This window comes from Caballeronia sp. DA-9 (assembly GCF_051615025.1).
GTDB lineage: Bacteria > Pseudomonadota > Gammaproteobacteria > Burkholderiales > Burkholderiaceae > Caballeronia > Caballeronia sordidicola.
The window spans coordinates 1,769,357-1,792,577 of the sequence record NZ_CP195133.1 but is presented as its reverse complement, the minus strand read 5'-3'; the positions used below and the strand labels follow the sequence as shown (position 1 = coordinate 1,792,577).

Sequence of the window (23,221 nt, the reverse complement as noted above, 5' to 3'; positions counted from 1 at the left end):
GTCGTTAAACGCGGGCAAACCCGCGCCCATCATATTGCAGTGCACCTACGGTCTCGCTACGCGGCGCGCGTTTTATCTCATAAGATGACGCGAAGGCGGCCCGCCCTTCAACACAAATACGACATTCAAGCGCCATCGGTCCGCCAGTCTAGCCGGCTTGCAGCATTGCAACGGACGGAGGCCCGAGGATGGTGTGGCGATATAAGAACCGCTGGTTCAGGCGGTGGCTGGTCCTGATCGTTTTTTGGGCGGTCCCGGTCATGATCGTCGCGGCGAACGAAATCCGCGAGCAGCTTGCTTACGATTCCGAAGATCTGTCACATGCGCTTTCTTCCTGGACGTTCACCGATGCCCAGCGCGCCCTGCCCGCCATACAGCGTTGCCACGGTCTGATCGATGAAGCGCGTTCCGCTGGCTGTCCGCAAGACGTGCTGGCCATGAAAGCGGCTGCAAACCAGCAAGCCATCGCTCAGTACGCGGTTCGCAAGAGCGTACTGTTCGGCTATCTCTGGACGGCCTTCGTGGGCTACTGGGTTGTGCCAGCGGTCACGCTTTTCGTGCTCGGCGCGATTATCGGCGTGATTCGCCGCTCGCTGCGCCATCCCATGAAAAAAGCGCAAGGGCATGAGTCGAAAACACATGAACCTCCACGCGTGGCGAAGCCGTGACATCGCACGTTGCCGCCAAAATCTTTGCGCGGTGACAACACATCACAACTTTTTCATTCAATCTGCCGCTCTTTTTCAGCTTATATTCCCAGTAAGTTTGACCGTATTTGTGTTGCGCCTGCGGGAGCTGGCCTGTATTTTGCGCAGTACAGCGTGGCCGGCGGGACCGCCAAATGTTGAGCACAAACAAGCGGCTTCTTGCCTGAACCGGGGTGCAGTTCGATAAAGGTCAAAATTACCTGACTATTATGCGTGATTGTGCCGCAGCCCAAGCGGGGTAAGGCTTCGCGCGATTCGGTAGGTGTTGCTCGGCAACCCGCTGTGTTATAAATCGCCCTGCTGGAACACTCGTTAGATGGGGTTTCCCAAAAAACCACGATGGAGAAAACGATGCAAAGACGAAACTTCATGATCAAATCGACCGCCGCACTTGCACTGGGCGGCCTCGCGCTGGCCGGTTGCACGACGACGTCGAACCAAGGCGCACAGAAGACGGCCGGTGACTCGGACGCACGCCGTTCTATCGACGCGGATATCGATGCGACCATGCAGCGGCTGTACGTCACGGCCAAGGGTTCACGCGAACTCGTGGGCAAGGCGCGCGGCGTGCTCGTGTTCCCGTCAGTGATCCAGGCGGGCTTCATTGTTGGCGCGCAGTACGGCAAGGGCGCGCTGCGAGTGGGCGGCAGCTCGGTCGGCTACTACAGCACGACTTCGGGTTCCATTGGCTTGCAAGCGGGTGCGCAATCCAAGTCCATCATCTTCCTGTTCATGACCCAGGACGCACTCGACAAATTCCGCAATACCGACGGCTGGTCGGTGGGCGGCGATGCATCGGTTGCGCTGGTGAAGATGGGCGCGAACGGCAACATCGATTCCACGACGGCAACAGCGCCGGTTGAAGTGTTCGTGCTGACGAACGCCGGCCTGATGGCGAATCTCTCGCTGGAAGGCACGAAGGTGTCGCGCCTGAACATCTAGGTTCCACGCTGGCGTAAGGCCAGCTTGATGAAACCAAGCCGCAAAAAAACCGCCGCGCAGCACGACCCGAAAAGTCGTCATGCGCGGCGGTTTTCGTTGAAGCGTCTACTACAGATGCTTTAGCTCGTGGCGCTATCGATCAGTTTGAAACGCGCGCGCTTTTGCGCCCGCACGACGGCCTGATACGCGTCCACGTATTGCTGCGCCATCCGATGCGACGTAAAGCGCTCTTCAAAGCATTTACGCACGCCTGCACGGGAGATGGTGTGCAGCCGGTTCACGGCGGCAACCGCGCCAATCTCGTCCTCGACAATGAATCCCGACACGCCCTCGTCCACCACTTCGGGCACCGCACCGCGATTGAACGCGACAACTGGCGTGCCGCACGCCATGGCTTCGATCATCACCAAGCCGAACGGCTCCGGCCAGTCGATTGGAAACAGCAGCGCATGCGCGCCCGAAAGAAAATCGGCCTTCTGATGATCGTCGATCTCGCCGATGAATTCCACGTACGGCAGTTTCATCAGCGGCGCGATTTCACGTTCGAAATATTCGCGATCCGCCGAGTCCACTTTCGCCGCAATCCTGATTTTCATTCCACAGCGGCCGGCGATGCGAATGGCGGTATCGACGCGTTTTTCCGGCGATATCCGTCCAAGGAACGCCAGATACGTCTGGTCGACCGGCTGCGGCATGTAGCGCTTTTCCGGCAGTCCGTGATAAACGGTCGTCAGCCATTTCGCCTGCGGCAACGGATGACGCTGCGAATCCGAAATGGAGATTACCGGCGCGGTGTTGAAGGTGTTGAAAATCGGCTGCTGCTCGGGAAGATCGAGCCGGCCATGAAGCGTGGTGACAAACGGCGTGTCCTGCCGCTTGAAGAGCGAAAACGAGTAGTAATCCATGTGGAAATGCAGCACGTCGAAGTCGTCCGCCCGTCGGCGCACCATTTCCATCAGCAGCATATGTGGCGCAATCCGGTCGCGAATCGCCGGATCGAGACGCAAGGCGCGCGGCCAGACGGCTTCCAGCTTGGCCGTGGTTTGCGAGTCGCCCGAGGCGAACAACGTCACGTCGTGGCCAAGGTCTACAAGCGCCTCGGTGATGTACGACACCACCCGCTCGGTTCCCCCATACAGCTTGGGTGGCACCGACTCGGTCAGCGGGGCTATTTGCGCAATTCTCATTGTTCTCGTCTCCACTCGGTCTCGCGTCGCCGCGCTCTTTATCCAGCGATGCCGGATAAGGACGGTCGACGGCCGCCATCGCGCGTGGTCAGCGCGCAACGACGACACCTGCATTATTGGCCGTGAACGCTCCGCGGTCGGCAAAACTTTCAATTTCATGACGCTGTTACAGTCACGAAACACTCGTCTTGCAACGTTACTTCGACGTTCCAGCGCGTTTTAAGGTTGGGAGAACGTAGTTTAGAGCCGCGCTTAGCGCTTCTGAGGCGCGTGTTTGCCCTGATCGACACCGCGCAGATCCGCGAGGAACGAGTCGCGCCACACGCCGAGGTCGTACTTGCGCAGCATTTTCATGTTGGTTTCGTAGCGCTCGCGACGCTCGGCCAGTGGCATCGACAAAGCCCGTCCAATCGCTTCGCTCATTCCCACGATATCGTGAGGATTCACCATCAGCGCGCCAGTCATTTCGTCAGCGGCGCCGGCGAACTGGGACAGTACGAGCACGCCGGGATCGTCGGGATTCTGCGCCGCGACGTATTCCTTTGCGACGAGGTTCATGCCGTCGCGCAACGGCGTCACCAGCCCGATCTGCGATTCGCGGAACAGCGACATCAGCTTCCAGCGGTCATAGCGCTGGTTCATGTAGCGGATCGGCGTGTAGTCGAGACCCGAGTAACGGCCATTGATCCGCCCTGCCTCGTATTCGAGGTTATGGCGGATCTGCTGGTAGGTATCGACGTCGGACCGTGTTGGCGGCGCGATTTGCACGAGCGTGACGTTGCCACGCCATTCCGGCGATTTCTCGAGAAAATGCTCGAACGCCTTGAAGCGTTCGACTAGACCTTTCGAGTAATCCAGCCGGTCCACGCTCATGATGAGCTTGCGCCCTTCCAGACTCTGCTTCAGGTCCATCACGTCCTGCCGCGCTTCGCCGCGCTTGGCCTGCTCGGCGATTTCATCGGGGAAAATGCCGATCCGGTACACACCGGTCTTCAACTTGCGCCCGAACGCCTCCACGTGCCCGTCGGCGCTCGCCGTGCCATGCGCGTGGCGCACGATGTAATCATGAAACGCAGCCTGATCGCCGGGCGTCTGGAAACCCACGACGTCGTAGCAGCACAGCGATTTCACGAGCTCTTCGTGCGGCGGAATGTTGAGCAGGATTTGCGGCGATGGAAACGGGATGTGCAGGAAAAACCCCATCCTGTTGGTCACGCCTTCGGCGCGCAGCGCTTCGCCAAACGGAATCAGATGGTAGTCGTGAACCCAGATGACATCGTCGGGCTGAAGCAGCTTGATTGCGCGATGCGCGAGCCACGAGTTCACGCGTCTATATCCGGCGTACTCCTCGCGGTCATAAACGGCCAGATCGTTTCGATAATGGAAAACGGGCCAGAGCGTCGCGTTCGAAAACCCGCGGTAATACTGGTCGTAGTCCTTCTTGGGCAGGCCGATGGTGGCGAACGTAACCGCGCCGTCCTGTTCGAGTTTCGGGCCCTGGTTTGCGACCGTGTCGCTGACCACATCGCCGCTCCAGCCGAACCACACGCCGCCGCTGTCCTTCAGTGCGCCGAACACGCCTACGGCAAGGCCGCCGGCGGAGCCTTTGGTCTCCGTGGGCGAGGCGACTCGGTTCGATACAACGACTAGGCGGCTCATTCTCTTCATTCCTTTATTGGTTCGTGAGAGGCGGCCGCTTCCGGCCGGCGGTGCGCGAGTATCTCTCACCGCTGTCTCGAATTTATAGCGGGTTTGGCCGCAGACGGCGGCGTCAGTTCAAACTTTTGCCCCGGGTGCCAACACGAGGTGCCCGATCAGCGCGGGTTTCCCACGCCGACCGGCTCGGCGGGTTCAGGCGCTGTTTTAGCTGTCGATGCCGCCGAATGCGCCGATGGATTCGGCCCATTCCGTTCTCCCCGGCTCGCTACCGGATCGGCTTCCGTGTTGGCGGTCCCACGCATGGCGGGCCGGATCGCGCTGCTCGCCTGCGTGCGCTCCAATGGCGCGACAAAGTCGACGTGCTCGCCCTCCGGCGCGAAATCCGCCCGTGTACGCGGCAGAAATTGCGGATACTCGGCCTGCGCGAAGTTCAGCAAACCTTCGCGCACGCGGCATCGAAGGTCGAAGTTCAGGCCTGAATCAAAGGAACTGACGAGTACGCGAAGCTGCATCGACTTCTCGGTTGCGTCGGTGACCTGGAGCACCTGAACACGGCCATCCCATTCCGGCGCGTGCTCGAGAATGCGTTCGAGCGCTTCGCGCATGGGCGCGAGCGGCATCCGGTAATCGACATTTAAAAACACCGTCCCGATAATTTGCGAACTATTGCGTGTCCAGTTGGTGAACGGATTTTCAATGAACCACTGCAGCGGCACGATCATCCGCCTTTGATCCCAGATGCGTATGGACACATACGTGCCGGTGATCTCTTCCACGCGGCCCCATTCGCCTTGGATCACGACCACGTCGTCAAGCCGGATGGGCTGCGACAGCGCGATCTGCAACCCGGCGATCAGGTTGCCGAGCACCGGCCGCGCGGCGATACCAGCCACCAGTCCCGCCACACCCGCCGACGCCAGCAGGCTCGCGCCGATCTGCCGCACGGCCGGAAACGTCATCAACGCCCCGCCGAATCCGATGATCACGATCACCACCATCACGGATCGCGCCAAGACGCGCGCCTGCGTGTGAATCCGGCGCGCCTGAAGATTGTCTTTGGAATCGAGCGGATGAGACTGGACCAGCGCCTCGGCGACTGCCCCGACCGACCGCACGGCAAGCCACGTCAGCGCGACGATCAACAGCACGGTTAGCAGGTCGCGCAGCGCGGTGGCGAAAGGCAGCGAATCAGGCGCTTCGACCAGTATGAAGCCGAGGCCGAGAATGATGAGGAGCGCAAGCGCGGGTTTATCGATGAAACGCAGCACCACGCTCATCAGCGGATACGGCCGCGCGATGCGCAAGAGAATACGCGCTCCAATCCGATGCACGCCGATAGCAAACAGAACGGCAAGCGTTGCCACGACAATTGCGCCGGGCCATGTGTTGAGCGGCGCGGAAGCGATGCGCTCGAAGGAGTCGATATTGATCATCGTCGTGGAATCAGCCTTTGAAAGGTGGATACGACGGGGATTTGGAAGGAACCGTTTGGATGCCGCTTTAGGATGCCCGCTTTATTGCAGTGCAGCAAATGCCGTGCCCGCCGAGCGGGCGGCGGGCAACATTGTTACTGGAAAGCTGGACTGCCTACTTCTCCGCCTTGCACGGAAAGGCTTTGCCGAGCCCGAGCGACACCATGGTGGTCGCGTTGAAGTTACCTTGCGCAGGGTTATCGGCAATGAACTTGCGCACCGCATCAGTGAGTTCCTGCGGTTTTACATCGACTGGCAGGCAAAAATACTGTCCGACCTGCGGGCCGGACGTTCCGCCAATTGCTTCAATGGTGTTGTAGATGCCGTCAGCAGCACCTTCTATGTAAGCCGCGCATGCGCTGCGCGAAGCGGTGTCCGTCTTGGTGCAAAGCATGTTCAGATCGTTGCCGGTGAACGCGGCCGCGCAGAGCGGAAACGCAAGCGCACCGGCCATGACTAAAACCCGCAGCATGATGATCCTTTCTTATGTTTGGCGGTTGCCGGGTGTGGCCCTCCCTGCGCCTTAGAGCGCCTTCGGCTCGAGCCCCGGCTTGTTTAGGCTTTTCCTCGTATCGTGGAAGAAAACCGGTTCGTTTTTTCCGGTTCTCATCCCGCGAGTGCGTCATTTTGCACTGTTTGTACCGGTTTGCGGAACTCCCGATGCGCCCGTCTGCATCGACGCGAGGCGCGCCGCCAGACCTTCCGCCACGTCCTTCTCGTGATACTGCTTGGCGAAGTCCACCGCCGTCATCCCGATCTGGTTCTTCACGCGCAAGTCGGCGCCTTCGTCAAGCAGCAGCTTGACCGTTGACAGGTGACCGCCGCGCGCGGCCATCATCAGCGGCGTCGTGCCGTTCGGCGAGCCGGAATCGATATACGCCGAATGGTCGAGCAGCACCTTGACCACGTCGTCGTGACCGTTGGTGGCCGCGTAGTGCAGCGGCGTCCAGCCTTTCTTGTTCACTTCCGCGTCCTTCGCGATCAGCATGTTCACGAATTCGAGGTCGTCGTTGAGCGCGGCCAGCATCATCGCGTTCTCGCCCGCGGAGTCGAGCTTTTCCAGGTCGGTGTTCGGATTCTCGGCGAGCAGTTTGCCCACCTTGTCCGACTTCTCGCGCGCTGCGATCACGAGCAGCGGCGCGCCGGTGTTATCGACGAGATTCGGATCCACGCCTTGCGCCAGCAGCTTCTTGACGGCCGACACATCGTCGAATTTCACCGCCTTGATCATGGAATCGGCGGGCGCGGCGAAGGCCGGCTGCGCAATCGCGGACGCCGTCAGGAGCACGCCCGTGACGAGGGTCCGCCACGTTCTGGCGCGCAATGCCGTATGCCGGTTGAAAGATATCGAAGAAGATGTCGAAGACGAGACCGCCGAAAATTTAAACATGTGTTCCTTGGGGATTACTGATCGAATCTGATGGTTTTAATGGTTCGTGCAGCAAGACTGCGGGCCGGATCAAGGTTCCACTGGCTCGGGAATCTTGAAGAGCCTGAAGAAATTGCGGGTCGTGGCCGCGGCGAGCGCGTCTTCCTGCGTTTCGCGCAACTGCGCGATAAAACGTCCGACATAACTTACGTACGCAGGTTCATTCGGCTTTCCCCGATACGGCACCGGCGCGAGATACGGCGAGTCCGTTTCGATCAGCAAACGGTCGAGCGGCACGCGCTGCGCCACATCCTGAACGTCCTTCGCGCTCTTGAACGTGACAATGCCCGACAGCGAAATGTAAAAGTCCTGTTCGAGCGCGGCTTGCGCAACGTGCCATGGTTCGGTGAAGCAATGCATCACGCCGCCCGGCACGCTTGCGCGCTCTTCGGCCATGATCCGCAGCGTGTCTTCCCACGACGACCGCGTGTGGATGATCAGCGGCTTGCCGGTCGCGTGCGCCGCGCGAATATGCGTGCGAAAGCGTTCGCGCTGCCATTCCATATCGGCAATGCTGCGCCCTTCCAGGCGGTAATAATCCAGTCCCGTTTCACCGATGGCGACCACTTTCGGATGCCGCGCCAGTTCCACGAGGTCCTGGACGCTCGGCTCGCGCGCGTCCTCGTGATCGGGATGCACGCCCACCGACGCATAGATGTGCTCGTTTTCTTCCGCGATCTTCAGGACGGACGGCAACGTCTCCAGATCCACCGATACACAGAGCGCATGCGTCACCTTCAGCTCCCGCATCTTGCTGAGGACTTCGGGCATGCGGTCGGCGAGACCTTCGAAATTGATGTGGCAATGTGAATCGACGAACATGGTGGTTCCGTTGAGACGTGGGTAAGGCTTGGGTTAAGCGCTGGATTTGGCCGATTCGCCGATCAGGCGGCGGCCAAGAATCACAAGATCGCGCTCGATGCCATCCAGCACGGCCACGCGCGGCAACGTGCCCCATACATCGAAGTTGAAGCGGCGAAAAAGCCGCAGGCTCGGGTCATTGTGGCCGAAGACGAAGCCCAGCAGCGTATCGATGCCCAACTCCGGCGCGCGTTGCAACGCGGCTTCCAGCAACTGCGTGCCAAGTCCGCGCCCGCGCGTGCTTTCGTGGAGGTAGATGCTGACTTCGGCGGTGCGCAGATAGGCCGGGCGGCCGTAGAAATCGGAGAAACTCAGCCACGCCACAACCGCGCCGTTTTCTTCCACGACCCATAGCGGCCGGGCTTTCGGTCCGTGAGCGTGGAACCACGCGAGGCGGCTTTCGACCGTCACCGGCTCCAGATCGGCCGTCACGAGGCGCGAAGGCACCGTGGAATTGTAGATGGCCACGATACCGGGAAGATCGTCGAGAATGGCGTCGCGGAAATTGAGCGTCATGGTGCGTTTGCGTGCGAATAAATGAAATATCAGGCGGCGTTGAACACGTCGCGATAGCCTAGAAACAGTTCTTCGAACACCAGCCGCGCGTTGAGCGGATGATTTTCCACCGCGCGCTGGCGCGTCACCGATTTTTGATAGCGGGCGAAGCGGTCCGCATTGAGTTGCGTGGCGCAGCGTTCGAGCGCCTTCGATGCCGCCGGGTAATAGCGCGGCCGCCCAGCCGTTTTCTGCGCCAGCAGATCGTAGAGCCAGCGTTGCAGCCAGCCGAGGACCATCGGCACAGGCAGCTTTTGCAGGTTCTCGCCGCACGCAAACGCGTCACAACCGGGACCCGCGGCCAGTTGCGCCAATGCGAAATCACGCAACGCGCGGTTTTCGTCGTGTGCCAGCGCCAGCGCCGTCAACGGCGCGCCGCCCGCCTCGGCAAGCAGCGCCGCCGGCTGCGGGACGCCTTGCTGCGCGAGCCAGGCCACGGAGGGTTCAGTGGCCGGAAGCGTCATTGGCCATTGGCGGCATCGGCTGATGATTGTCGGGAGCAAACGGTCGATACGCGCCGTCACCAGAATGAAGACGACACCGGCCGGCGGTTCTTCCAGCGTTTTAAGCAAGGCGTTGGCTGCGAACACGTTGATGGATTCGGCCGGATAAACCAGCACGACCCGCGCGCCGCCCCGATGCGAGCCGAGGCTGAAAAAGTTCATCAACCCAAGCACCTGGTCGATCTTGATTTCCTTGCTCGGCACCTTGGTTTTCTTGCCTTCATCGGCGTCCGGTTTGTCGTCGCTGATCAATTCTCCGGCAAGCGCTTCGGGGAGCACCGCCCGGTAATCCGGGTGATTGCCCTGCCTGAACCACAAGCAGGCAACACAGTGCCCGCACGGCTCGTGAGTCGCGGTCGGCGCTTCGCACAAAAGGCTTTGCGCCAGATGCTGCGCGAACTGCAGCTTTCCGATGCCCGCGCGGCCGTGCAGCAGCAGTGCATGCGGCCAGCTTGCGCGAAGTTGCCCCAGACGCGCCCAGTCATCGGTTTGCCACGGATAGATCATGAAAAGTCTTTTGAATCAGATGTTTATGGCGGGCTGCTTAAAGTTATAATTAACTTTAAGTAAATATTATTTACTTTAAAATCAAATGCTTGAAACTACTTTCTCAAGTTTCTTCTGAATATCGACGACTGATTGCGTGGCGTCGATTACCACGAACCGGTCCGGCGATTCCGCCGCGCGGCGCAGATATTCGGCCCTCGTGCGTCCAAAGAAGGAATCGGATTCGCTTTCGAACTTGTCGGGAGCGCGCACCGCGCCGCGCCGCTCGCTCGCAACATTCGTGGGAACGTCAAAGAGTACGGTCAGATCCGGCTGGAAACCGCCTTGAACCCATCGTTCCAGTGCTTCCAGCTTGTCGCGCGGCAGGCCGCGCCCGCCGCCCTGATACGCGAACGTGGCATCGGAGAAACGATCGGACAATACCCAGTCGCCCCGCGCCAGCGCTGGCTCGATCACGAGCGCGAGATGTTCGCGGCGCGCCGCGAACATCAGCAGCGCCTCGGTTTCGAGGTCCATCGGCTGGTTCAGGAGCAGTTCGCGCAAGCTTTCACCAAGCGCCGTGCCGCCGGGCTCGCGCGTCATCACGACAGAACGGCCGCCCGATGCAATCTTCTCTTCCAGACACTCGCGAAACCATCCGAGGTGCGTGGTCTTTCCTGCCCCGTCGATGCCTTCAAACGTGATGAACTTGCCACGCACCATCATTGTCCCCGGATGTACTTGTCGACGGCCCGATTGTGGTCGCCGAGGTTGTCTGAAAAGAAGCTGCTGCCGTCGCCGCGCGACACGAAATACAGTGCGCTGCTCGACGCCGGATTGACTGTCGCCGCGAGCGCCGCGACGCCGGGCAGCGCGATGGGGCCGGGAGGCAGGCCCATGCGCGTGTAGGTATTGTACGGAGTGTCGGTTTGCAAATCTTTCTTCTTCAGGCGGCCGCCGTAAGCCGAGCCCAGGCCGTAGATCACCGACGGATCGGTCTGCAACGGCATGCCGATGCGCAGGCGGTTCGCAAACACCGCCGCGACCAGTGGCCTGTCGGCGGCGCGCCCGGTTTCCTTCTCCACGATCGAGGCCATGATCAGCGCCTCGTACGGCGTCTTGTACGGCAGGTTCTGCGCGCGCGCGTTCCACGCTTCGGTGAGGCGCATCTGCATCAGCCTGTAGGCGCGCTTGTAGACGGCGATGTCGCTCGTGCCTTTGTCGAAGAGATAGGTGTCGGGAAAAAACAAGCCTTCCGCGCTCGCCTTCGCGATCAGGTCGTCCGGCGCGCCGATAGCCTTGAGCAAGTCCGTATCGGTCATGCCGGCCGTGTCGTGCTGGAGCGCGGGATTGCCGTCCAGTTCGCTGCGCATTTTCTGGAACGTCCATCCTTCGATGATCGTCGCCACGTACTCGTTCACGTCGCCACGCGCGATCTTTTGCAGCATCTCGTACGGCGTGATGCCTTCCTTGAACGCGTAGTTCCCCGATTTCAACTGCGACGAAAGACCCAGCGCGCGCGTCATCAGCACGAACAGCTCGGGCCGCATGTGCGCGCCGCCGCGATCAAGCTGGATGCTCACGCTTTTGAGCGTACTGTGGGACTTGATGGTGATATCGAGTTCGGGCGCGGCGAGGTCGACCGGGCTGTTCGCCCACTTGAACATGCCCGCAACGAGCGCACCGCCAACCACGGCCGCGACGACAGCCGCGACCAGACATTTCTTCAAAAGGGACATGCGAAACACGCTCTGGGATAGACCCATATAATACAAGCTCGAATCCGCCAAAGTCAGGTCCATGAATTCTTCAGCCGCCTCACCTGCCACGCCGTCCGCTGCTTCGCCCTTTCAGGCCGTGCCCGGCGGCGGTATTTTTGCGCCGCTCACGCAGTTCGGATTCATCGATACAACCGGTGACGACGCCGCCGCTTTTCTTCACACCCAACTGACTAACGACGTCCAGCATCTGGATGCGTCGTCGGCGCGCCTGGCGGGTTATTGCTCGCCCAAGGGCCGCCTGATGGCGTCTTTCCTGATGTGGCGCGCGGGGGACGCCGTGCGCCTGATGATCGCCGCGGACCTTCAGGCCACGGTGCAAAAGCGCTTGTCCATGTTCGTGATGCGCGCCAAGGCCAAACTCGCCGACACCACGCCTACGCTCACAGCCGTAGGGTTTGCCGGCGACGTGCGCCATGCGCTGTCCCATCTCTTCGACGCCATGCCTGACGGCGTGCATGTCAAGGTCGACGGCCCGCTCGGTTCGCTGATCCGTGTGCCCGACGCCGTTGGCCGGCCGCGTTTTCTGTGGGTCGGTCCGAAAGCCGAAGTGGACGCGCACCTCGCCGATCTGGAAAAGAAGCTGACGCGCGCAAGCGCCGACGTGTGGGACTGGCTCGACATCCACGCGGGCGAGCCGCGCATCACTCAGCCGGTTGCCGAGCAGTTCGTCCCGCAGATGGTGAACTTCGACGTGCTTGGCGGCGTGAACTTCAAGAAAGGCTGCTATCCGGGCCAGGAAGTGGTTGCGCGCAGCCAGTATCGCGGCACGATCAAACGGCGCACAGCACTTGCGCACATGGAATCGGCCCAGCCCGGCAACGAACTTTTTCACTCCGATGATCCCGGCCAGCCGTGCGGCCTCGTGGTCAACGTCGCGCGCGCGCCGGAAGGCGGCGTGGACGCGCTGGTGGAAATCAAGCTCGCGGCTCTGGAGCACGGTTCGGTGCATGTGGGCACGGCCGATGGCCCCATGCTCAAGTTCTCGACGTTGCCCTATACGCTACCGACCGAAGCCTGAGCCGAATTCATGTGCCTGATCGTCTTCGACTGGCAGCCGGACGCTGACGGATCGTCGCGGTCCGGTATTCCTTTGCTCACGCTCGCCGCGAACCGCGACGAATTCTATAGCCGCGAAACCGAGCCGATGCACTGGTGGAACGATGCGCCCGACCTGCTTGCCGGACGCGATCTGACCGGCGGCGGAACGTGGCTCGGCGTGACGCGCGATGGCTGCTTTGCCGCGTTGACGAATTATCGGGCGCCTTCTGAAGTTCGACCGGATGCGCCGACCCGCGGTACGTTGGTCAGCGATTTCCTGACAGGAAAGCCGGTCGCGCCGCTTGACTATCTCAATCACGTTGCGCGCAACGGCCGTCTGTATAACGGCTTCAACCTGATCGTCGGCGATTTCACGCGGCGCGAACTTGCGTGGTACGGCAATCGCGCCGACGCCCCGCCCGCGTTGCTCGATGCCGGCATTCACGGCTTGTCGAACAGTTTGCTCGATACACCCTGGCCGAAGCTCGTCGCCCAACGCGAAGCGCTTCGCGATCTCGTCCATGCCGGCGATCAGATCCAGCCCTCGCTGGACGTGCTGATCGAGACAATGCGAAATCCCCATGTTGCTGATGACGCGCTGCTGCCCTCCACCGGCGTTTCGCTTGAGCGCGAGCGTGTGTTGTCGGCGGCGTTCATAGAGTCGGATGGGTATGGGACGCGCAGTACCACCGCGCTGCGCGTTGCCTCCGCTGGCAATCAGCTTACGCTGCAAATCAAGGAACTCAGCGACGACGACGGCTCGCACAAGATCGTCCGCCCTGGAAACTTCGAACGCAGCGACGCGTTCGTGATCGTCCGCTAACTTTCTGTCGCGCTCAGGTATTTGCGCAACGCGTTCGCTGCGTCCGCATGCGCTTTCGCGACATCCGGCACCAGCCCGCCCATCTTGAAGAACTCGTGCGTCATGCCTTCGTAGCGGACCAGTTCGACCGGCACGCGCTCGCGTTTGAGTTTCGCAGCGTAGGCGATGTTTTCATCGAAGAGCGGATCGTGATCTGCGGCAGCTATCCAAGCCGGCGCAACGCCCTCAAGCGATGGCATCCCTCCACGCGCGTCCAATGGCGCAAAACGCCAGTCATCGCGGTCATTCTCGTTACGCAGATAGTGCTTGAAAAACCACTCCACCGTTTTCGCCGAAAGCACGTAGCCTTCCGCGAATTGCGCATAGGAACGTGTGTCCTGACGCGCGCTGACGCCCGGATAAATCAGCAATTGCAGGCGCAGCGCAATGCCGGCGTCGCGAGCGAGCACCGCGCAAACGGTGGCGAGCGTACCGCCGGCGCTGTCGCCGCCGACGGCAAAACGCGTGCTATCGAGGCCTAGCGACGCCGCTTGCTCGTGAAGCCATTCGAGGGCATCGAATGCATCGTGGACGGCGCTTGGGAACTTGTGTTCGGGCGCGAGCCGGTAATCCACCGATACCACCGCGCATCCCGAATCGGCCGCGAGACGCCGGCACAGCGCGGCATGGGTATCGATACTGCCCACCACGAAACCGCCGCCATGAAAATACACGAGCGTCGGCGCGGGCGACGTCCACGCCGGTTCGACCGGATGAAACAGCCGCGCGCGAATGGACGCGCCATCACGCGTGGGAATCGTGAGTTCCTGGATATCGAACATGGGCGCGGGCGCAATATCGATGATCAGCGCACTGCGTTCGTACGACGCGCGCGCAGCTTCGGCGGTCAACGTGTGGAACGGCGGCCGCCTGGCTTTCGCGATCAGTTCGAGGACCTGCGCAATGGCGGGATTCAGCGGCATGAGGAATGTATGGCGGTGAAAGCTCGCGATAATGACACATTCGGCCCTCCCGGTTCGCCCTATCCTCGCCCTCTGACCTCGGGTTTCAGCGACAACGGATCGGTCGGGTTACGCATTTGCGCGACGTCATCGAAACGCAGTTGTACCGACGCCAGGATCTTCGGATGCGTCAGCACGTAGAACCGCCGTTCGCGTACGGCGTCGAACGTGATTTGCGCCACGTCGTTCGCACTTAGCTTGCCGCCCTCCACCGCTTTCGTCAGTTGCCTGACGGCCATGCGCTGCGATGTCGTCATGGGTTCGTCGTTGCGCAGCGCTTCGGGCCGCGCGCGTTCCGCCTGGGCAACGCCCGTTGGCACGAACGCCGGGCACAACAACGAACAATCCACCTGTGCGCCAGCAATCTTCAGGTCGTGATAAAGCGTCTCGGTCAGCGCGACGACCGCATGCTTCGATGCGTTGTACACGCCCATCGCAGGCGCGGAAAGCAGACCGGCGACAGACGCCGTGTTGACGATATGCGCGGGCTCGTTTTGCGCGAGCATCAACGGCGTGAACGCGCGCACGCCGTTCGCCACGCCCATTACGTTGACGCCGAATACCCACGCCCAGTCGTTCGCGCTGTTCTCCCATACGAAGCCGCCCGCGCCAACGCCCGCGTTGTTGAAGAGCAGATGCACGGCGCGGTACGTGTCCATGGTTGCGCTGGCGAGGGCGTCGACCTGCTTTGCATCGGAGACATCGGTGGGCACGCCGAGCGCTTGTGCACCCAGAGCGCGCGCCATCTCGACGGTTTGTGCGAGCGCCTTGACATCGACGTCGGCAAGCACGAGCTTCATGCCAAGCGACGCACCCTGCATGGCGAACGCCCGCCCGAAGCCGCTGCCGGCGCCCGTGATGACCGCCACTTTTCCGTCGAACTGATCCACTGTGTCTCCCCTCGATGCAACCCGCGTCAGATCAGCTTCACGAGCTGCTTGCCGAAGTTCTTGCCCTTGAGCAGGCCGAGAAACGCTTCGGGCGCGTTCTCGAGTCCTTGCGCAATGCTTTCGCGATACAGCAGCTTCTTCTGCGCCACGAGGCCGCCAAGCTGCGCAAGCGCTTCGGGCCAGACTTCCGGCGACTCACTGACGATGAAGCCTTGCACCTTCAGCCGCTGCGTGAGCAGCAGCGAGGGTTTCGTAAGCGGCTTTGGCGAGCCGTCATAGTTCGCGATCATCCCGCATAACGCAATACGGCCAAACGCGTTCATGCGCGACAACACGGCGTCGAGCACTTCGCCGCCGACGTTTTCGAAATAGCCGTCCACGCCATCGGGCAGCGCCGCTTTCAGGTCGTCGTGGAGATTGCCCGCTTTATAGTCCACGCACGCGTCGAAGCCGAGGGTTTCGGTCACATACCGGCACTTGTCCGCGCCGCCCGCGATACCCACCGCGCGGCAACCCGCGGCCTTCGCCAGCTGTCCGACCACGCTGCCCACCGCGCCGCTCGCGGCGCTGACAAGCACCGTCTCGCCCGCCTTTGGCTCGATGATCTTGTTCAGGCCAAGCCATGCCGTCACGCCGGGCATGCCCACGGGACCGAGATACGCGGAAAGCGGGATGTGCGTATCGTCGACCTTGCGCAGGCCCCGGCCATCCGATGTACCAAATTCCTGCCAGCCATGGGTTCCAACGACCTTGTCTCCGATCGCGAACTTTGGATGCTTCGACTCCACCACTTCGCCCACCGTCCCGCCGATCATGACTTCGTTGAGCGGCTGCGACGCGGCGTACGACTTCGCGTCGTCCATGCGGCCGCGCATGTAAGGATCAAGCGAGAGGTAGTGATTGCGCACGCGCACCTGGCCATCGGCGAGCGGCGCAAGTGGCGTTTCAATGAGCTTGAAGTTGTCGGTGCTCGCCGCGCCCTGAGGACGCGAGACGAGGAGAATCTGACGATTGATTGAAGCGCGTTCGGACATCGTGATGCTCCTGTGCGGTCTTGATGCGTTCCCTGACGGTCAGGCGTCGCTCGGACCGGGTTTCGCCGACGGATCGGATCGAAGGCGTTGTTGCGCAATATCGCGGCCAACCGCGAGCCTGCGCATGTACTTGAATGTTCCGAGCGCTTTGGCGACGAAGTGCCCTTCGCTATCGCGGATTTCGCCTTCGCAATACGCCATGGTGGTCGAGCGATGCAGCACGCGCGCGAACGCGCGCAGTTCGCCCCGGCCCGGCTCCATGAAGTTCACTTTCATTTCGACGGTGACAACGCCTATGCCCGTGCCCGCTAGACTGCGCGCCGCCATTGCAAGGGCGACATCGGCGAGGGTCATGGTGACGCCGCCGTGCGCGATTCCCCACGTGTTCATGTGCGTGGCGGTCAACGCAAGCAAGACTTCGCTTGCGCCATCTTCGGCGGAAACAAGCTGCACCCCGAGTGAATCGATGAACGGGCTTTCTGGCAGCGCGGAAAAGTCGGCCATGGGATCAGACTTCGTAATCGATGCATTGACGCGACTCACGCACCGCCGCCACGAAGTCCTTGATAGCAACATGCTTCGGGTGGACCTGATACGCGTGAAGCGCTTCCTTGTTATCGAAATCCGAAACGAGGATGACGTCGCACGTGGCTTCGTAGCCGTCCTGCGCCACACCGACCTCAAAATGCCCCTGACCTGAAACAATGCTGCGGCAGCTTTCGAGCTTGGCCTTCAGCTTGACCATGTTCTCGGCGCGCGTGCCGCCCTCGGCGTTTTCCTTCAGCTTCCACATGACGATGTGTCGTAACAAGACAGGCTCCTGGTTGTAGCTGCAGCGAACACGGCACGGATATGCCGCGTCGCCCAAGCGTATCAAAAACCCCGGGCGACCGTCATGGCTCACACCACCTCGAACAACCCGGCCGCGCCCTGCCCGCCGCCAATGCACATGGTGACCACCACGAATTTCGCGCCGCGCCGTTTCCCTTCGATCAACGCGTGTCCCGTCAGCCGCGCGCCCGACACGCCGTAAGGATGTCCCACTGCAATCGCGCCGCCGTTCACGTTCAGACGGTCGGCGGGAATGCCCAGGGTATCGCGGCAATACAGCACCTGAACCGCGAACGCCTCGTTCAATTCCCACAAGCCGATGTCGCTGACCTTGAGCCCGGCCTTCTTCAAAAGCTTGGGCACGGCGAACACCGGGCCGATACCCATTTCGTCCGGCTCGCATCCCGCGACCGCAAAGCCCCGGAAAATCCCGAGCGGCTTCAACCCTTCCTTTTCGGCCAGCGACGCATTCATCACCACGCAGGCCGACGCGCCATCGGAAAACTGACTGGCGTTGCCCGCGGTAATCACGCCGCCAGGCATGGCGGTGCGAATCTTCGATACCCCTTCGAGCGTCGTGTCGGCGCGAATGCCTTCATCGGATGAAAGCGTGAGTTCTTTTGTAAAGACGCGGCCCGTGGCTTTGTCGGCGACACCGGCGAGCACGGTGATCGGCACGATCTCGTCATTGAACTTGCCCGCAGCCTGAGCGGCCGCTGCACGCAGTTGAGACTGAACGCCGTACTCGTCCTGGCGTTCCTTCGAGATTTCGTAGCGCTTCGCGACGTTCTCGGCGGTCTGCAACATCGACCAGTAGATGCCGGGCTTGTGTTCCTTCAGCCAGCCGTCGAACAGCATGTGCTGGTTCATCTCGTTCTGCACGCACGAGATGGACTCCACGCCGCCGGCCACGAAGACATCGCCTTCGCCGGCAATCACGCGCTGCGCCGCGAGCGCGATGGTTTGCAGCCCGGACGAGCAAAAGCGGTTCACCGTCATGCCGGGCGTGCTGACGGGCAAACCGGCGCGCAACGCGACCTGCCGCGCGATGTTCATGCCCGTCGCGCCTTCCGGATTCGCGCAGCCCATGATCACGTCTTCCACGCGCGCCGGGTCAATGCCGGCGCGCTCCACCGCCGCCCGCGTCACGTGGCCGCCGAGCGTTGCGCCGTGCGTCATGTTGAATGCGCCGCGCCACGATTTGGCCAGGCCCGTACGTGCCGTCGATACGATTACCGCGTCAGTCATTCCTGTCTCCACTTCAAGTACGAATAATGTTGATGGTGTTCAGCGCAGCACGTCCACAGAGCGGGTCCGCAAAACCCCGGCGGCCGTCATCTGCTCCCACGCGCGTTCAAGCGATCCGTTCAGGTCGATGGCGCGGGAGGCGTCGTCGATAACAACTGTTTCAAAGCCCGCGCCGCGTGCGTCGAGCGCGGACCAGGCGACGCAATAATCCGTCGCCAGTCCGCAGCAGTAGACGCGCTTCACGCCGGTATTACGAAGATAGCCGGTCAGGCCCGTCGGCGTGACGCGATCGGCTTCCATGAAGGCCGAGTAACTATCCACGCCCACGTGATGCCCCTTGCGGATCACGAGCCGCGCGTGCGGCACATGCAGGCCGCGATGCAGCGCCGCGCCCTGCGTGTCCTGCACGCAGTGGGTCGGCCATAGAACCTGCTCGCCATACGCGAGCGTGGTCATCTCGAAAGGCGCGCGCCCTGCGTGATGCTCGGCGAAGGACACATGCGTGGCCGGATGCCAGTCCTGCGTCACGACGACATGCGAAAACGCCAGCGCAAGCTGGTTGATCACGGGCACGACTTCATCGCCGTGAGCCACGGCCAACGCGCCACCCGGCATGAAATCGTTCTGCACGTCGATGACAAGCAGGACTTCGTCCGCACCTTTCATTACTGCCTCGCTTCCAGGCTGTTTCAGCTATTGAAACCGCGGCCCTGCGCCGCGAGTTTGGTCACGCGCGCCGCAGGCTTCCAGGCATCGCCATTGGCTTGCGCGGCGTATTTGCGCATCGCGCGCTCGACGTTGTAGAGGCCGATCGTGTCCGCGTACAACATCGGCCCGCCGCGATGCAGCGGAAACCCGTAGCCCGTCAGATAGACCATGTCGATGTCCGACGCCTTCGACGCAGTCCCTTCTTCCAGGATCAGCGCGCCTTCATTGACGAGTGCGAGCACGAGGCGCTCGACGATCTCTTCGTCGGCAATCTTGCGGCGTTCGATACCGTGTTCCTTCGAATACCCGACGATCATCTCGTCCACGATCTTGGACGGATGCGCGGCACGGTCCCCAGCCTTGTAGTCGTACCATCCCGCGCCCGTCTTCTGGCCGAAGCGTCCGGTCTCGCACAAACGGTCCGCGATCTTCGAATACTTCAGGTCCGGCTTCTCCTGATAGCGGCGCTTGCGAATGGCCCAGCCAATGTCATTGCCGGCCAGATCGCTCATGCGGAACGGTCCCATTGCAAAGCCAAACTTTTCGATGGCGCGATCCACCTGCGCCGGCAGCGCGCCCTCCTCGAGCATGAAAAGCGCCTGGCGCAAGTACTGCTCGATCATCCGGTTGCCGATAAACCCATCGCACACGCCCGACACCACAGCCGTCTTCCTGATCTTCCTGGCAAGCTGCATGACGGTCGCGAGCACGTCTTTCGATGTCTTCGCGCCGCGCACGACTTCGAGCAGTTTCATCACGTTCGCGGGGCTGAAGAAGTGCATGCCGACGACGTCTTCGGGACGCCTGGTGAAGGCCGCGATCTTGTCGACATCGAGCGTGGACGTATTCGACGCCAGGATTGCCCCCTTCTTCGCCACCTGATCGAGTTTCGAGAACACTTGCTCTTTCACGCCGAGTTCCTCGAACACCGCTTCAACAATGAGATCCGCATCCTTGAGGTCATCGTAGGAAAGAGTCGGCGTGATCAGCGCAAGCCGTTCTTCGAGCTTTTCAGCCGTCAGCCGGCCTTTCTTCACGGCGCTTTCGTAGTTCTTGCGAATCGTCGCGAGGCCGCGATCGAGCGCTTCCTGTTTCGTTTCAAGCAAGGTCACGGGCAGGCCGGCGTTGATGAAGTTCATCGCGATACCGCCGCCCATGGTTCCCGCGCCGATCACACCCACGCGCTCGATCTTGCGCACCGGCGTATTCGACGGCACATCGGGAATCTTGCTCGCCGCGCGTTCGCCGAAAAACGCATGACGCAGCGCGCGGCTTTCAGGCGTCTGCACCAGCGCCATGAAACATTCGCGCTCGACCGCCAGGCCTTGGTCGAAACCGAGCTTCACGCCGGCCGCGACTGCATCGATGCATTTGAGCGGCGCCGGGAAATTCTTCGCCATCGGCGTGACCATGTTGCGCGCGAACTGAATGAAACCTTCCGCGTTCGGATGATCTATCTTGCGATCCCGCACCTTCGGAAGCGCCCCGCCTTGCGCGCCGACTTTCTTGGCGAATTTGACGGCTTCATCCAGCAGGTCGCCTTCGGCCATCAGGTCGAACAGGCCCGATCCGGCCAGCTTCTCCGACATCACCGGAGCGCCCGAGACGATCATGTTCAACGCCGTTTCAAGGCCCACCGCGCGCGGCAGACGCTGCGTGCCGCCAGCGCCCGGCAGGAGGCCGAGCTTGACTTCGGGCAACGCGATCTGCGCTCCCGCCGACGCAATCCGATAATGCGCACCAAGCGCAAGCTCGAGACCGCCGCCCATCGCCACGCTATGGATCGCGGCCACAACAGGTTTTGCGCTGCTCTCCACGACCTTGATGACGGTATGCAGCGTCGGTTCCTGGGTCGCCTTCGGCGTATTGAATTCGGTGATGTCGGCGCCGCCGGAAAATGCCTTGCCCGCGCCGATCAGCACGATCGCCTTGACCGACGCGTCGGCCTGGGCTTTCTCCACGCCTTCAACAATGCCAAGCCGCGTGGAAAACCCGAGGCCATTCACCGGCGGGTTGTTCAGCGTGATAACGGCGATGCCGTCGCGGGTCGTGTAATCCACTGCCATTTCGTCTTCCTCCATTCCGTCTTTCATGCAATTCGATGCGCGCCATGTCTCGTTCGTATCTTCCGGCAAAAATCCGGATGACGCTGATTTCCGTGCCGCGATAATTGTTGCGGTAAGTCTGCGTTACCCGTGAAGAATACACAAAAAAGAACGATCGTTCAATTTCATTATTGCGGGATGACGGAGGCGGGACGTAAAAGGAAGAAAAAGGCGGACGCGGGCTGCGCGGCGGCAGCCCGGTGAATCATGATCTAGTCGACGCTTTCGCCAACCGTCGGCAACACATGTTCACGATACAACTCCCGCAACCGCAGCTTCTGCAGCTTGCCGGTTGCCGTATGCGGAAGTTCATCGGCGAAAACAACGTCGTCCGGGCGCCACCACTTCGCCACCTTGCCGTCATAAAACGCGAGCAATTCCTCGCGCGTCACGGTCGCGCCTGGACGCGGCACGACCACGATCAGCGGCCGCTCCGTCCACTTCGGGTGCGAACACGCAATGCACGCGGCCTCCGCAACTTGCGGATGCGACATCATCACGTTCTCCAGATCGATCGAACTGATCCATTCGCCGCCCGACTTGATCACGTCCTTGCTGCGATCCGTGATGTTCATGAAACCATCCTCGTCGATGGTCGCGACATCTCCCGTCGGAAACCAGCCATCCACGAGCGGCGAATCTTCCTTGCGGAAATACCTGTCGATAACCCACGGACCGCGCACGTACAGATCGCCGAACGACTTGCCGTCCCACGGAAGTTCCGCGCCGTCGTCGCCGACGACTTTCATGTCCACGCCGAACATGACGTGGCCCTGCTTTTCACGCAGATGCCGCTGTTCTTCCGGCGAACGCTGGCGCTGTTCCCAGTTGAGCTTGGCGAGCGTGCCGAGCGGCGACATTTCCGTCATGCCCCATGCATGGATGACCTCGACGCCGTAATCGTCCTCGAACGTGCGCAGCATCGCGGGCGGGCACGCCGAGCCCCCAATCACCGTCCGTTGCAGCGTGTGAAAGCGCACGCCGGCCTGCTTCACGTAGTTGAGCAAACCCAGCCATACGGTCGGCACGCCAGCCGAATAGGTCACGCCTTCGGCTTCCATCAGTTCATAGAGCGACTTGCCATCGAGACAATTGCCGGGCAGCACGAGCTTTGCGCCGACGAGCGGCGCGGCGTGCGGAATGCCCCATGCGTTGACGTGGAACATTGGCACGACGGGCAGGATCGAATCGCGTGACGAACAGGCCATGGCGTCGGGAAGCGCCGCGCCGAAAGCGTGCAAGACCGTCGAACGATGCGTGTAGAGCGCGCCCTTCGGATTGCCGGTCGTGCCGGACGTGTAGCAAAGAAACGATGCCGAGCATTCATCGAGCACGGGCCATGCGTAGTCGCCATCGTGCCTTGCGAGCAGCGTTTCGTAGCTGATGACAGGCGTGGCCATGTCGGCGAGATGGGTGCTGATGCACGCTTCGTCGCCAAGCGCGATCCAGCCTTTCACGTTCGGGCACTGCGGCGCAATGGCGTCGACAAGCGCCGTGAACGTCATGTCGAAGGCGACATATTCGTCGTCGGCATGGTTGATGATGAACGCAATCTGGTCGGGAAACAGCCGCGGGTTGATCGTGTGGCAAACGGCGCCCATGCCGCTCACGCCGTAATAGCACTCCAGGTGACGATACCCATTCCAGGCCAGTGTGCCGATGCGCTCGCCCGGCTGCACGTTCAGGCCAATGAGCGCCTGCGCAAGCTGCTTCGCGCGCTTTTCGCAATCGCGCCAGGTGTAGCGATGAATGTCGCCTTCAACACGGCGCGACACGATCTCGGTACTGCCGAAGTGGCGCGAAGCGTGGGAAATCAGCGATGAAGCGAGCAGCGGTACATCCATCATCTGGCCGAAAAGCGGCGACGTCATGGGCAAGTTCCTCACAAGTCCGGATGCACGGGATTCGATGCGCGTTCTACTGCGATACCTGGATAAGCAATATCTGATTTTGTCTCAAAG

Annotated in this window: 23 protein-coding genes; 4 read left to right on the top strand and 19 right to left on the bottom strand. The window is 61.4% G+C overall.

Going from position 1 to position 23,221, the window contains the following annotated elements:
- The first annotated feature begins 188 nt into the window (after positions 1-188).
- Complete coding sequence (locus ACRWA7_RS24505) at positions 189-668, top strand: hypothetical protein (RefSeq protein WP_438396627.1); 480 nt, start codon at positions 189-191, stop codon at positions 666-668.
- A 390-nt stretch (positions 669-1,058) separates the two neighbouring features.
- Positions 1,059-1,649, top strand: a complete 591-nt coding sequence (locus ACRWA7_RS24500) for a BPSL1445 family SYLF domain-containing lipoprotein (protein WP_060857236.1) — start codon at positions 1,059-1,061, stop codon at positions 1,647-1,649.
- 119 nt (positions 1,650-1,768) lie between these two features.
- Here ACRWA7_RS24500 and ACRWA7_RS24495 read toward each other — a convergent pair whose 3' ends face one another.
- The 10 genes from ACRWA7_RS24495 to mltG form a co-directional block, all read right to left on the bottom strand.
- The gene (locus ACRWA7_RS24495; RefSeq protein ID WP_438396626.1) at positions 1,769-2,836 is read right to left on the bottom strand and encodes a glycosyltransferase family 4 protein; all 1,068 of its coding nucleotides are present in this window, start codon (positions 2,834-2,836) and stop codon (positions 1,769-1,771) included.
- Between the two features lie 252 nt (positions 2,837-3,088).
- Entirely contained in the window at positions 3,089-4,495 is a 1,407-nt protein-coding gene (gene otsA / locus ACRWA7_RS24490; RefSeq protein ID WP_438396624.1) for an alpha,alpha-trehalose-phosphate synthase (UDP-forming), read from the bottom strand.
- A gap of 155 nt (positions 4,496-4,650) precedes the next feature.
- The gene (locus tag ACRWA7_RS24485; RefSeq protein ID WP_438396623.1) at positions 4,651-5,928 is read right to left on the bottom strand and encodes a mechanosensitive ion channel family protein; all 1,278 of its coding nucleotides are present in this window, start codon (positions 5,926-5,928) and stop codon (positions 4,651-4,653) included.
- A 154-nt stretch (positions 5,929-6,082) separates the two neighbouring features.
- On the bottom strand, positions 6,083-6,439 hold the full coding sequence (locus tag ACRWA7_RS24480) for a Rap1a/Tai family immunity protein (RefSeq protein ID WP_060857232.1): 357 nt from the start codon (positions 6,437-6,439) through the stop codon (positions 6,083-6,085).
- Positions 6,440-6,589: 150 nt separating this feature from the next.
- Positions 6,590-7,291 (bottom strand): ankyrin repeat domain-containing protein, encoded by a 702-nt coding sequence (locus tag ACRWA7_RS24475; protein WP_438396622.1) that lies wholly within the window; start codon positions 7,289-7,291, stop codon positions 6,590-6,592.
- A gap of 135 nt (positions 7,292-7,426) precedes the next feature.
- Complete coding sequence (locus ACRWA7_RS24470; protein ID WP_060857230.1) at positions 7,427-8,218, bottom strand: TatD family hydrolase; 792 nt, start codon at positions 8,216-8,218, stop codon at positions 7,427-7,429.
- Positions 8,219-8,251: 33 nt separating this feature from the next.
- On the bottom strand, positions 8,252-8,773 hold the full coding sequence (locus ACRWA7_RS24465; RefSeq protein ID WP_438396620.1) for a GNAT family N-acetyltransferase: 522 nt from the start codon (positions 8,771-8,773) through the stop codon (positions 8,252-8,254).
- 29 nt (positions 8,774-8,802) lie between these two features.
- The gene (locus ACRWA7_RS24460; protein WP_060857228.1) at positions 8,803-9,822 is read right to left on the bottom strand and encodes a DNA polymerase III subunit delta'; all 1,020 of its coding nucleotides are present in this window, start codon (positions 9,820-9,822) and stop codon (positions 8,803-8,805) included.
- Positions 9,823-9,903: 81 nt separating this feature from the next.
- Positions 9,904-10,524 carry a dTMP kinase gene (tmk, locus tag ACRWA7_RS24455; protein ID WP_438396618.1) on the bottom strand — a complete coding sequence of 207 codons (621 nt, stop codon included), beginning with the start codon at positions 10,522-10,524 and terminating at the stop codon, positions 9,904-9,906.
- Positions 10,524-11,540: an endolytic transglycosylase MltG gene (mltG, locus tag ACRWA7_RS24450; protein WP_060857260.1), complete on the bottom strand. Its 1,017-nt coding sequence runs from the start codon at positions 11,538-11,540 to the stop codon at positions 10,524-10,526. The genes tmk and mltG overlap by 1 nt, the downstream gene beginning before the upstream one ends.
- A gap of 61 nt (positions 11,541-11,601) precedes the next feature.
- Between mltG and ygfZ the strand changes: the two genes are divergently transcribed.
- Positions 11,602-12,600: a CAF17-like 4Fe-4S cluster assembly/insertion protein YgfZ gene (gene ygfZ / locus ACRWA7_RS24445; protein WP_438396615.1), complete on the top strand. Its 999-nt coding sequence runs from the start codon at positions 11,602-11,604 to the stop codon at positions 12,598-12,600.
- A 9-nt stretch (positions 12,601-12,609) separates the two neighbouring features.
- The gene (locus ACRWA7_RS24440; protein WP_438396614.1) at positions 12,610-13,443 is read left to right on the top strand and encodes an NRDE family protein; all 834 of its coding nucleotides are present in this window, start codon (positions 12,610-12,612) and stop codon (positions 13,441-13,443) included.
- On the opposite strand, the gene ACRWA7_RS24435 is transcribed toward ACRWA7_RS24440, so the two are convergent.
- The 9 genes from ACRWA7_RS24435 to ACRWA7_RS24395 all read right to left on the bottom strand — a co-directional run bounded on the left by ACRWA7_RS24435 (position 13,440) and on the right by ACRWA7_RS24395 (position 23,131).
- Positions 13,440-14,405: an alpha/beta hydrolase gene (locus ACRWA7_RS24435; protein ID WP_438396613.1), complete on the bottom strand. Its 966-nt coding sequence runs from the start codon at positions 14,403-14,405 to the stop codon at positions 13,440-13,442. The genes ACRWA7_RS24440 and ACRWA7_RS24435 overlap by 4 nt on opposite strands.
- Before the next feature lie 59 nt (positions 14,406-14,464).
- Positions 14,465-15,334, bottom strand: a complete 870-nt coding sequence (locus tag ACRWA7_RS24430; RefSeq protein ID WP_438396612.1) for an SDR family oxidoreductase — start codon at positions 15,332-15,334, stop codon at positions 14,465-14,467.
- A gap of 26 nt (positions 15,335-15,360) precedes the next feature.
- Positions 15,361-16,368 carry an NADP-dependent oxidoreductase gene (locus ACRWA7_RS24425; protein ID WP_438396611.1) on the bottom strand — a complete coding sequence of 336 codons (1,008 nt, stop codon included), beginning with the start codon at positions 16,366-16,368 and terminating at the stop codon, positions 15,361-15,363.
- Between the two features lie 39 nt (positions 16,369-16,407).
- Positions 16,408-16,872 (bottom strand): PaaI family thioesterase, encoded by a 465-nt coding sequence (locus ACRWA7_RS24420; RefSeq protein WP_060857221.1) that lies wholly within the window; start codon positions 16,870-16,872, stop codon positions 16,408-16,410.
- Positions 16,873-16,876: 4 nt separating this feature from the next.
- Positions 16,877-17,179, bottom strand: coding sequence for a Dabb family protein (locus ACRWA7_RS24415; RefSeq protein ID WP_438396610.1), 303 nt, complete (start codon positions 17,177-17,179; stop codon positions 16,877-16,879).
- 89 nt (positions 17,180-17,268) lie between these two features.
- Positions 17,269-18,447 carry an acetyl-CoA C-acyltransferase gene (locus ACRWA7_RS24410; RefSeq protein ID WP_438396609.1) on the bottom strand — a complete coding sequence of 393 codons (1,179 nt, stop codon included), beginning with the start codon at positions 18,445-18,447 and terminating at the stop codon, positions 17,269-17,271.
- 39 nt (positions 18,448-18,486) lie between these two features.
- The gene (pncA, locus tag ACRWA7_RS24405; protein WP_438396608.1) at positions 18,487-19,113 is read right to left on the bottom strand and encodes a bifunctional nicotinamidase/pyrazinamidase; all 627 of its coding nucleotides are present in this window, start codon (positions 19,111-19,113) and stop codon (positions 18,487-18,489) included.
- Between the two features lie 23 nt (positions 19,114-19,136).
- Entirely contained in the window at positions 19,137-21,221 is a 2,085-nt protein-coding gene (locus tag ACRWA7_RS24400) for a 3-hydroxyacyl-CoA dehydrogenase NAD-binding domain-containing protein (RefSeq protein WP_438396769.1), read from the bottom strand.
- Between the two features lie 251 nt (positions 21,222-21,472).
- Complete coding sequence (locus tag ACRWA7_RS24395) at positions 21,473-23,131, bottom strand: 3-(methylthio)propionyl-CoA ligase (RefSeq protein WP_438396607.1); 1,659 nt, start codon at positions 23,129-23,131, stop codon at positions 21,473-21,475.
- Between the last annotated feature and the right edge of the window lie 90 nt (positions 23,132-23,221).

What these genes read in the sequence shown, in the direction of transcription:
- ACRWA7_RS24480 (WP_060857232.1), bottom strand. Translation starts at nt 6,439, where the DNA reads ATGCTGCGGGTTTTAGTCATGGCCGGTGCGCTTGCGTTTCCGCTCTGC.
- ACRWA7_RS24435 (WP_438396613.1), bottom strand. Translation starts at nt 14,405, where the DNA reads ATGCCGCTGAATCCCGCCATTGCGCAGGTCCTCGAACTGATCGCGAAA.
- ACRWA7_RS24410 (WP_438396609.1), bottom strand. Translation starts at nt 18,447, where the DNA reads ATGACTGACGCGGTAATCGTATCGACGGCACGTACGGGCCTGGCCAAA.
- ACRWA7_RS24440 (WP_438396614.1), top strand. Translation starts at nt 12,610, where the DNA reads ATGTGCCTGATCGTCTTCGACTGGCAGCCGGACGCTGACGGATCGTCG.
- ACRWA7_RS24460 (WP_060857228.1), bottom strand. Translation starts at nt 9,822, where the DNA reads ATGATCTATCCGTGGCAAACCGATGACTGGGCGCGTCTGGGGCAACTT.
- pncA (WP_438396608.1), bottom strand. Translation starts at nt 19,113, where the DNA reads ATGAAAGGTGCGGACGAAGTCCTGCTTGTCATCGACGTGCAGAACGAT.
- tmk (WP_438396618.1), bottom strand. Translation starts at nt 10,524, where the DNA reads ATGGTGCGTGGCAAGTTCATCACGTTTGAAGGCATCGACGGGGCAGGA.
- ACRWA7_RS24485 (WP_438396623.1), bottom strand. Translation starts at nt 5,928, where the DNA reads ATGATCAATATCGACTCCTTCGAGCGCATCGCTTCCGCGCCGCTCAAC.
- ACRWA7_RS24400 (WP_438396769.1), bottom strand. Translation starts at nt 21,221, where the DNA reads ATGGCAGTGGATTACACGACCCGCGACGGCATCGCCGTTATCACGCTG.
- ACRWA7_RS24505 (WP_438396627.1), top strand. Translation starts at nt 189, where the DNA reads ATGGTGTGGCGATATAAGAACCGCTGGTTCAGGCGGTGGCTGGTCCTG.
- ACRWA7_RS24495 (WP_438396626.1), bottom strand. Translation starts at nt 2,836, where the DNA reads ATGAGAATTGCGCAAATAGCCCCGCTGACCGAGTCGGTGCCACCCAAG.
- ACRWA7_RS24465 (WP_438396620.1), bottom strand. Translation starts at nt 8,773, where the DNA reads ATGACGCTCAATTTCCGCGACGCCATTCTCGACGATCTTCCCGGTATC.
- ACRWA7_RS24470 (WP_060857230.1), bottom strand. Translation starts at nt 8,218, where the DNA reads ATGTTCGTCGATTCACATTGCCACATCAATTTCGAAGGTCTCGCCGAC.
- ACRWA7_RS24425 (WP_438396611.1), bottom strand. Translation starts at nt 16,368, where the DNA reads ATGTCCGAACGCGCTTCAATCAATCGTCAGATTCTCCTCGTCTCGCGT.
- ACRWA7_RS24420 (WP_060857221.1), bottom strand. Translation starts at nt 16,872, where the DNA reads ATGGCCGACTTTTCCGCGCTGCCAGAAAGCCCGTTCATCGATTCACTC.
- ygfZ (WP_438396615.1), top strand. Translation starts at nt 11,602, where the DNA reads ATGAATTCTTCAGCCGCCTCACCTGCCACGCCGTCCGCTGCTTCGCCC.
- mltG (WP_060857260.1), bottom strand. Translation starts at nt 11,540, where the DNA reads ATGTCCCTTTTGAAGAAATGTCTGGTCGCGGCTGTCGTCGCGGCCGTG.
- otsA (WP_438396624.1), bottom strand. Translation starts at nt 4,495, where the DNA reads ATGAGCCGCCTAGTCGTTGTATCGAACCGAGTCGCCTCGCCCACGGAG.
- ACRWA7_RS24395 (WP_438396607.1), bottom strand. Translation starts at nt 23,131, where the DNA reads ATGACGTCGCCGCTTTTCGGCCAGATGATGGATGTACCGCTGCTCGCT.
- ACRWA7_RS24500 (WP_060857236.1), top strand. Translation starts at nt 1,059, where the DNA reads ATGCAAAGACGAAACTTCATGATCAAATCGACCGCCGCACTTGCACTG.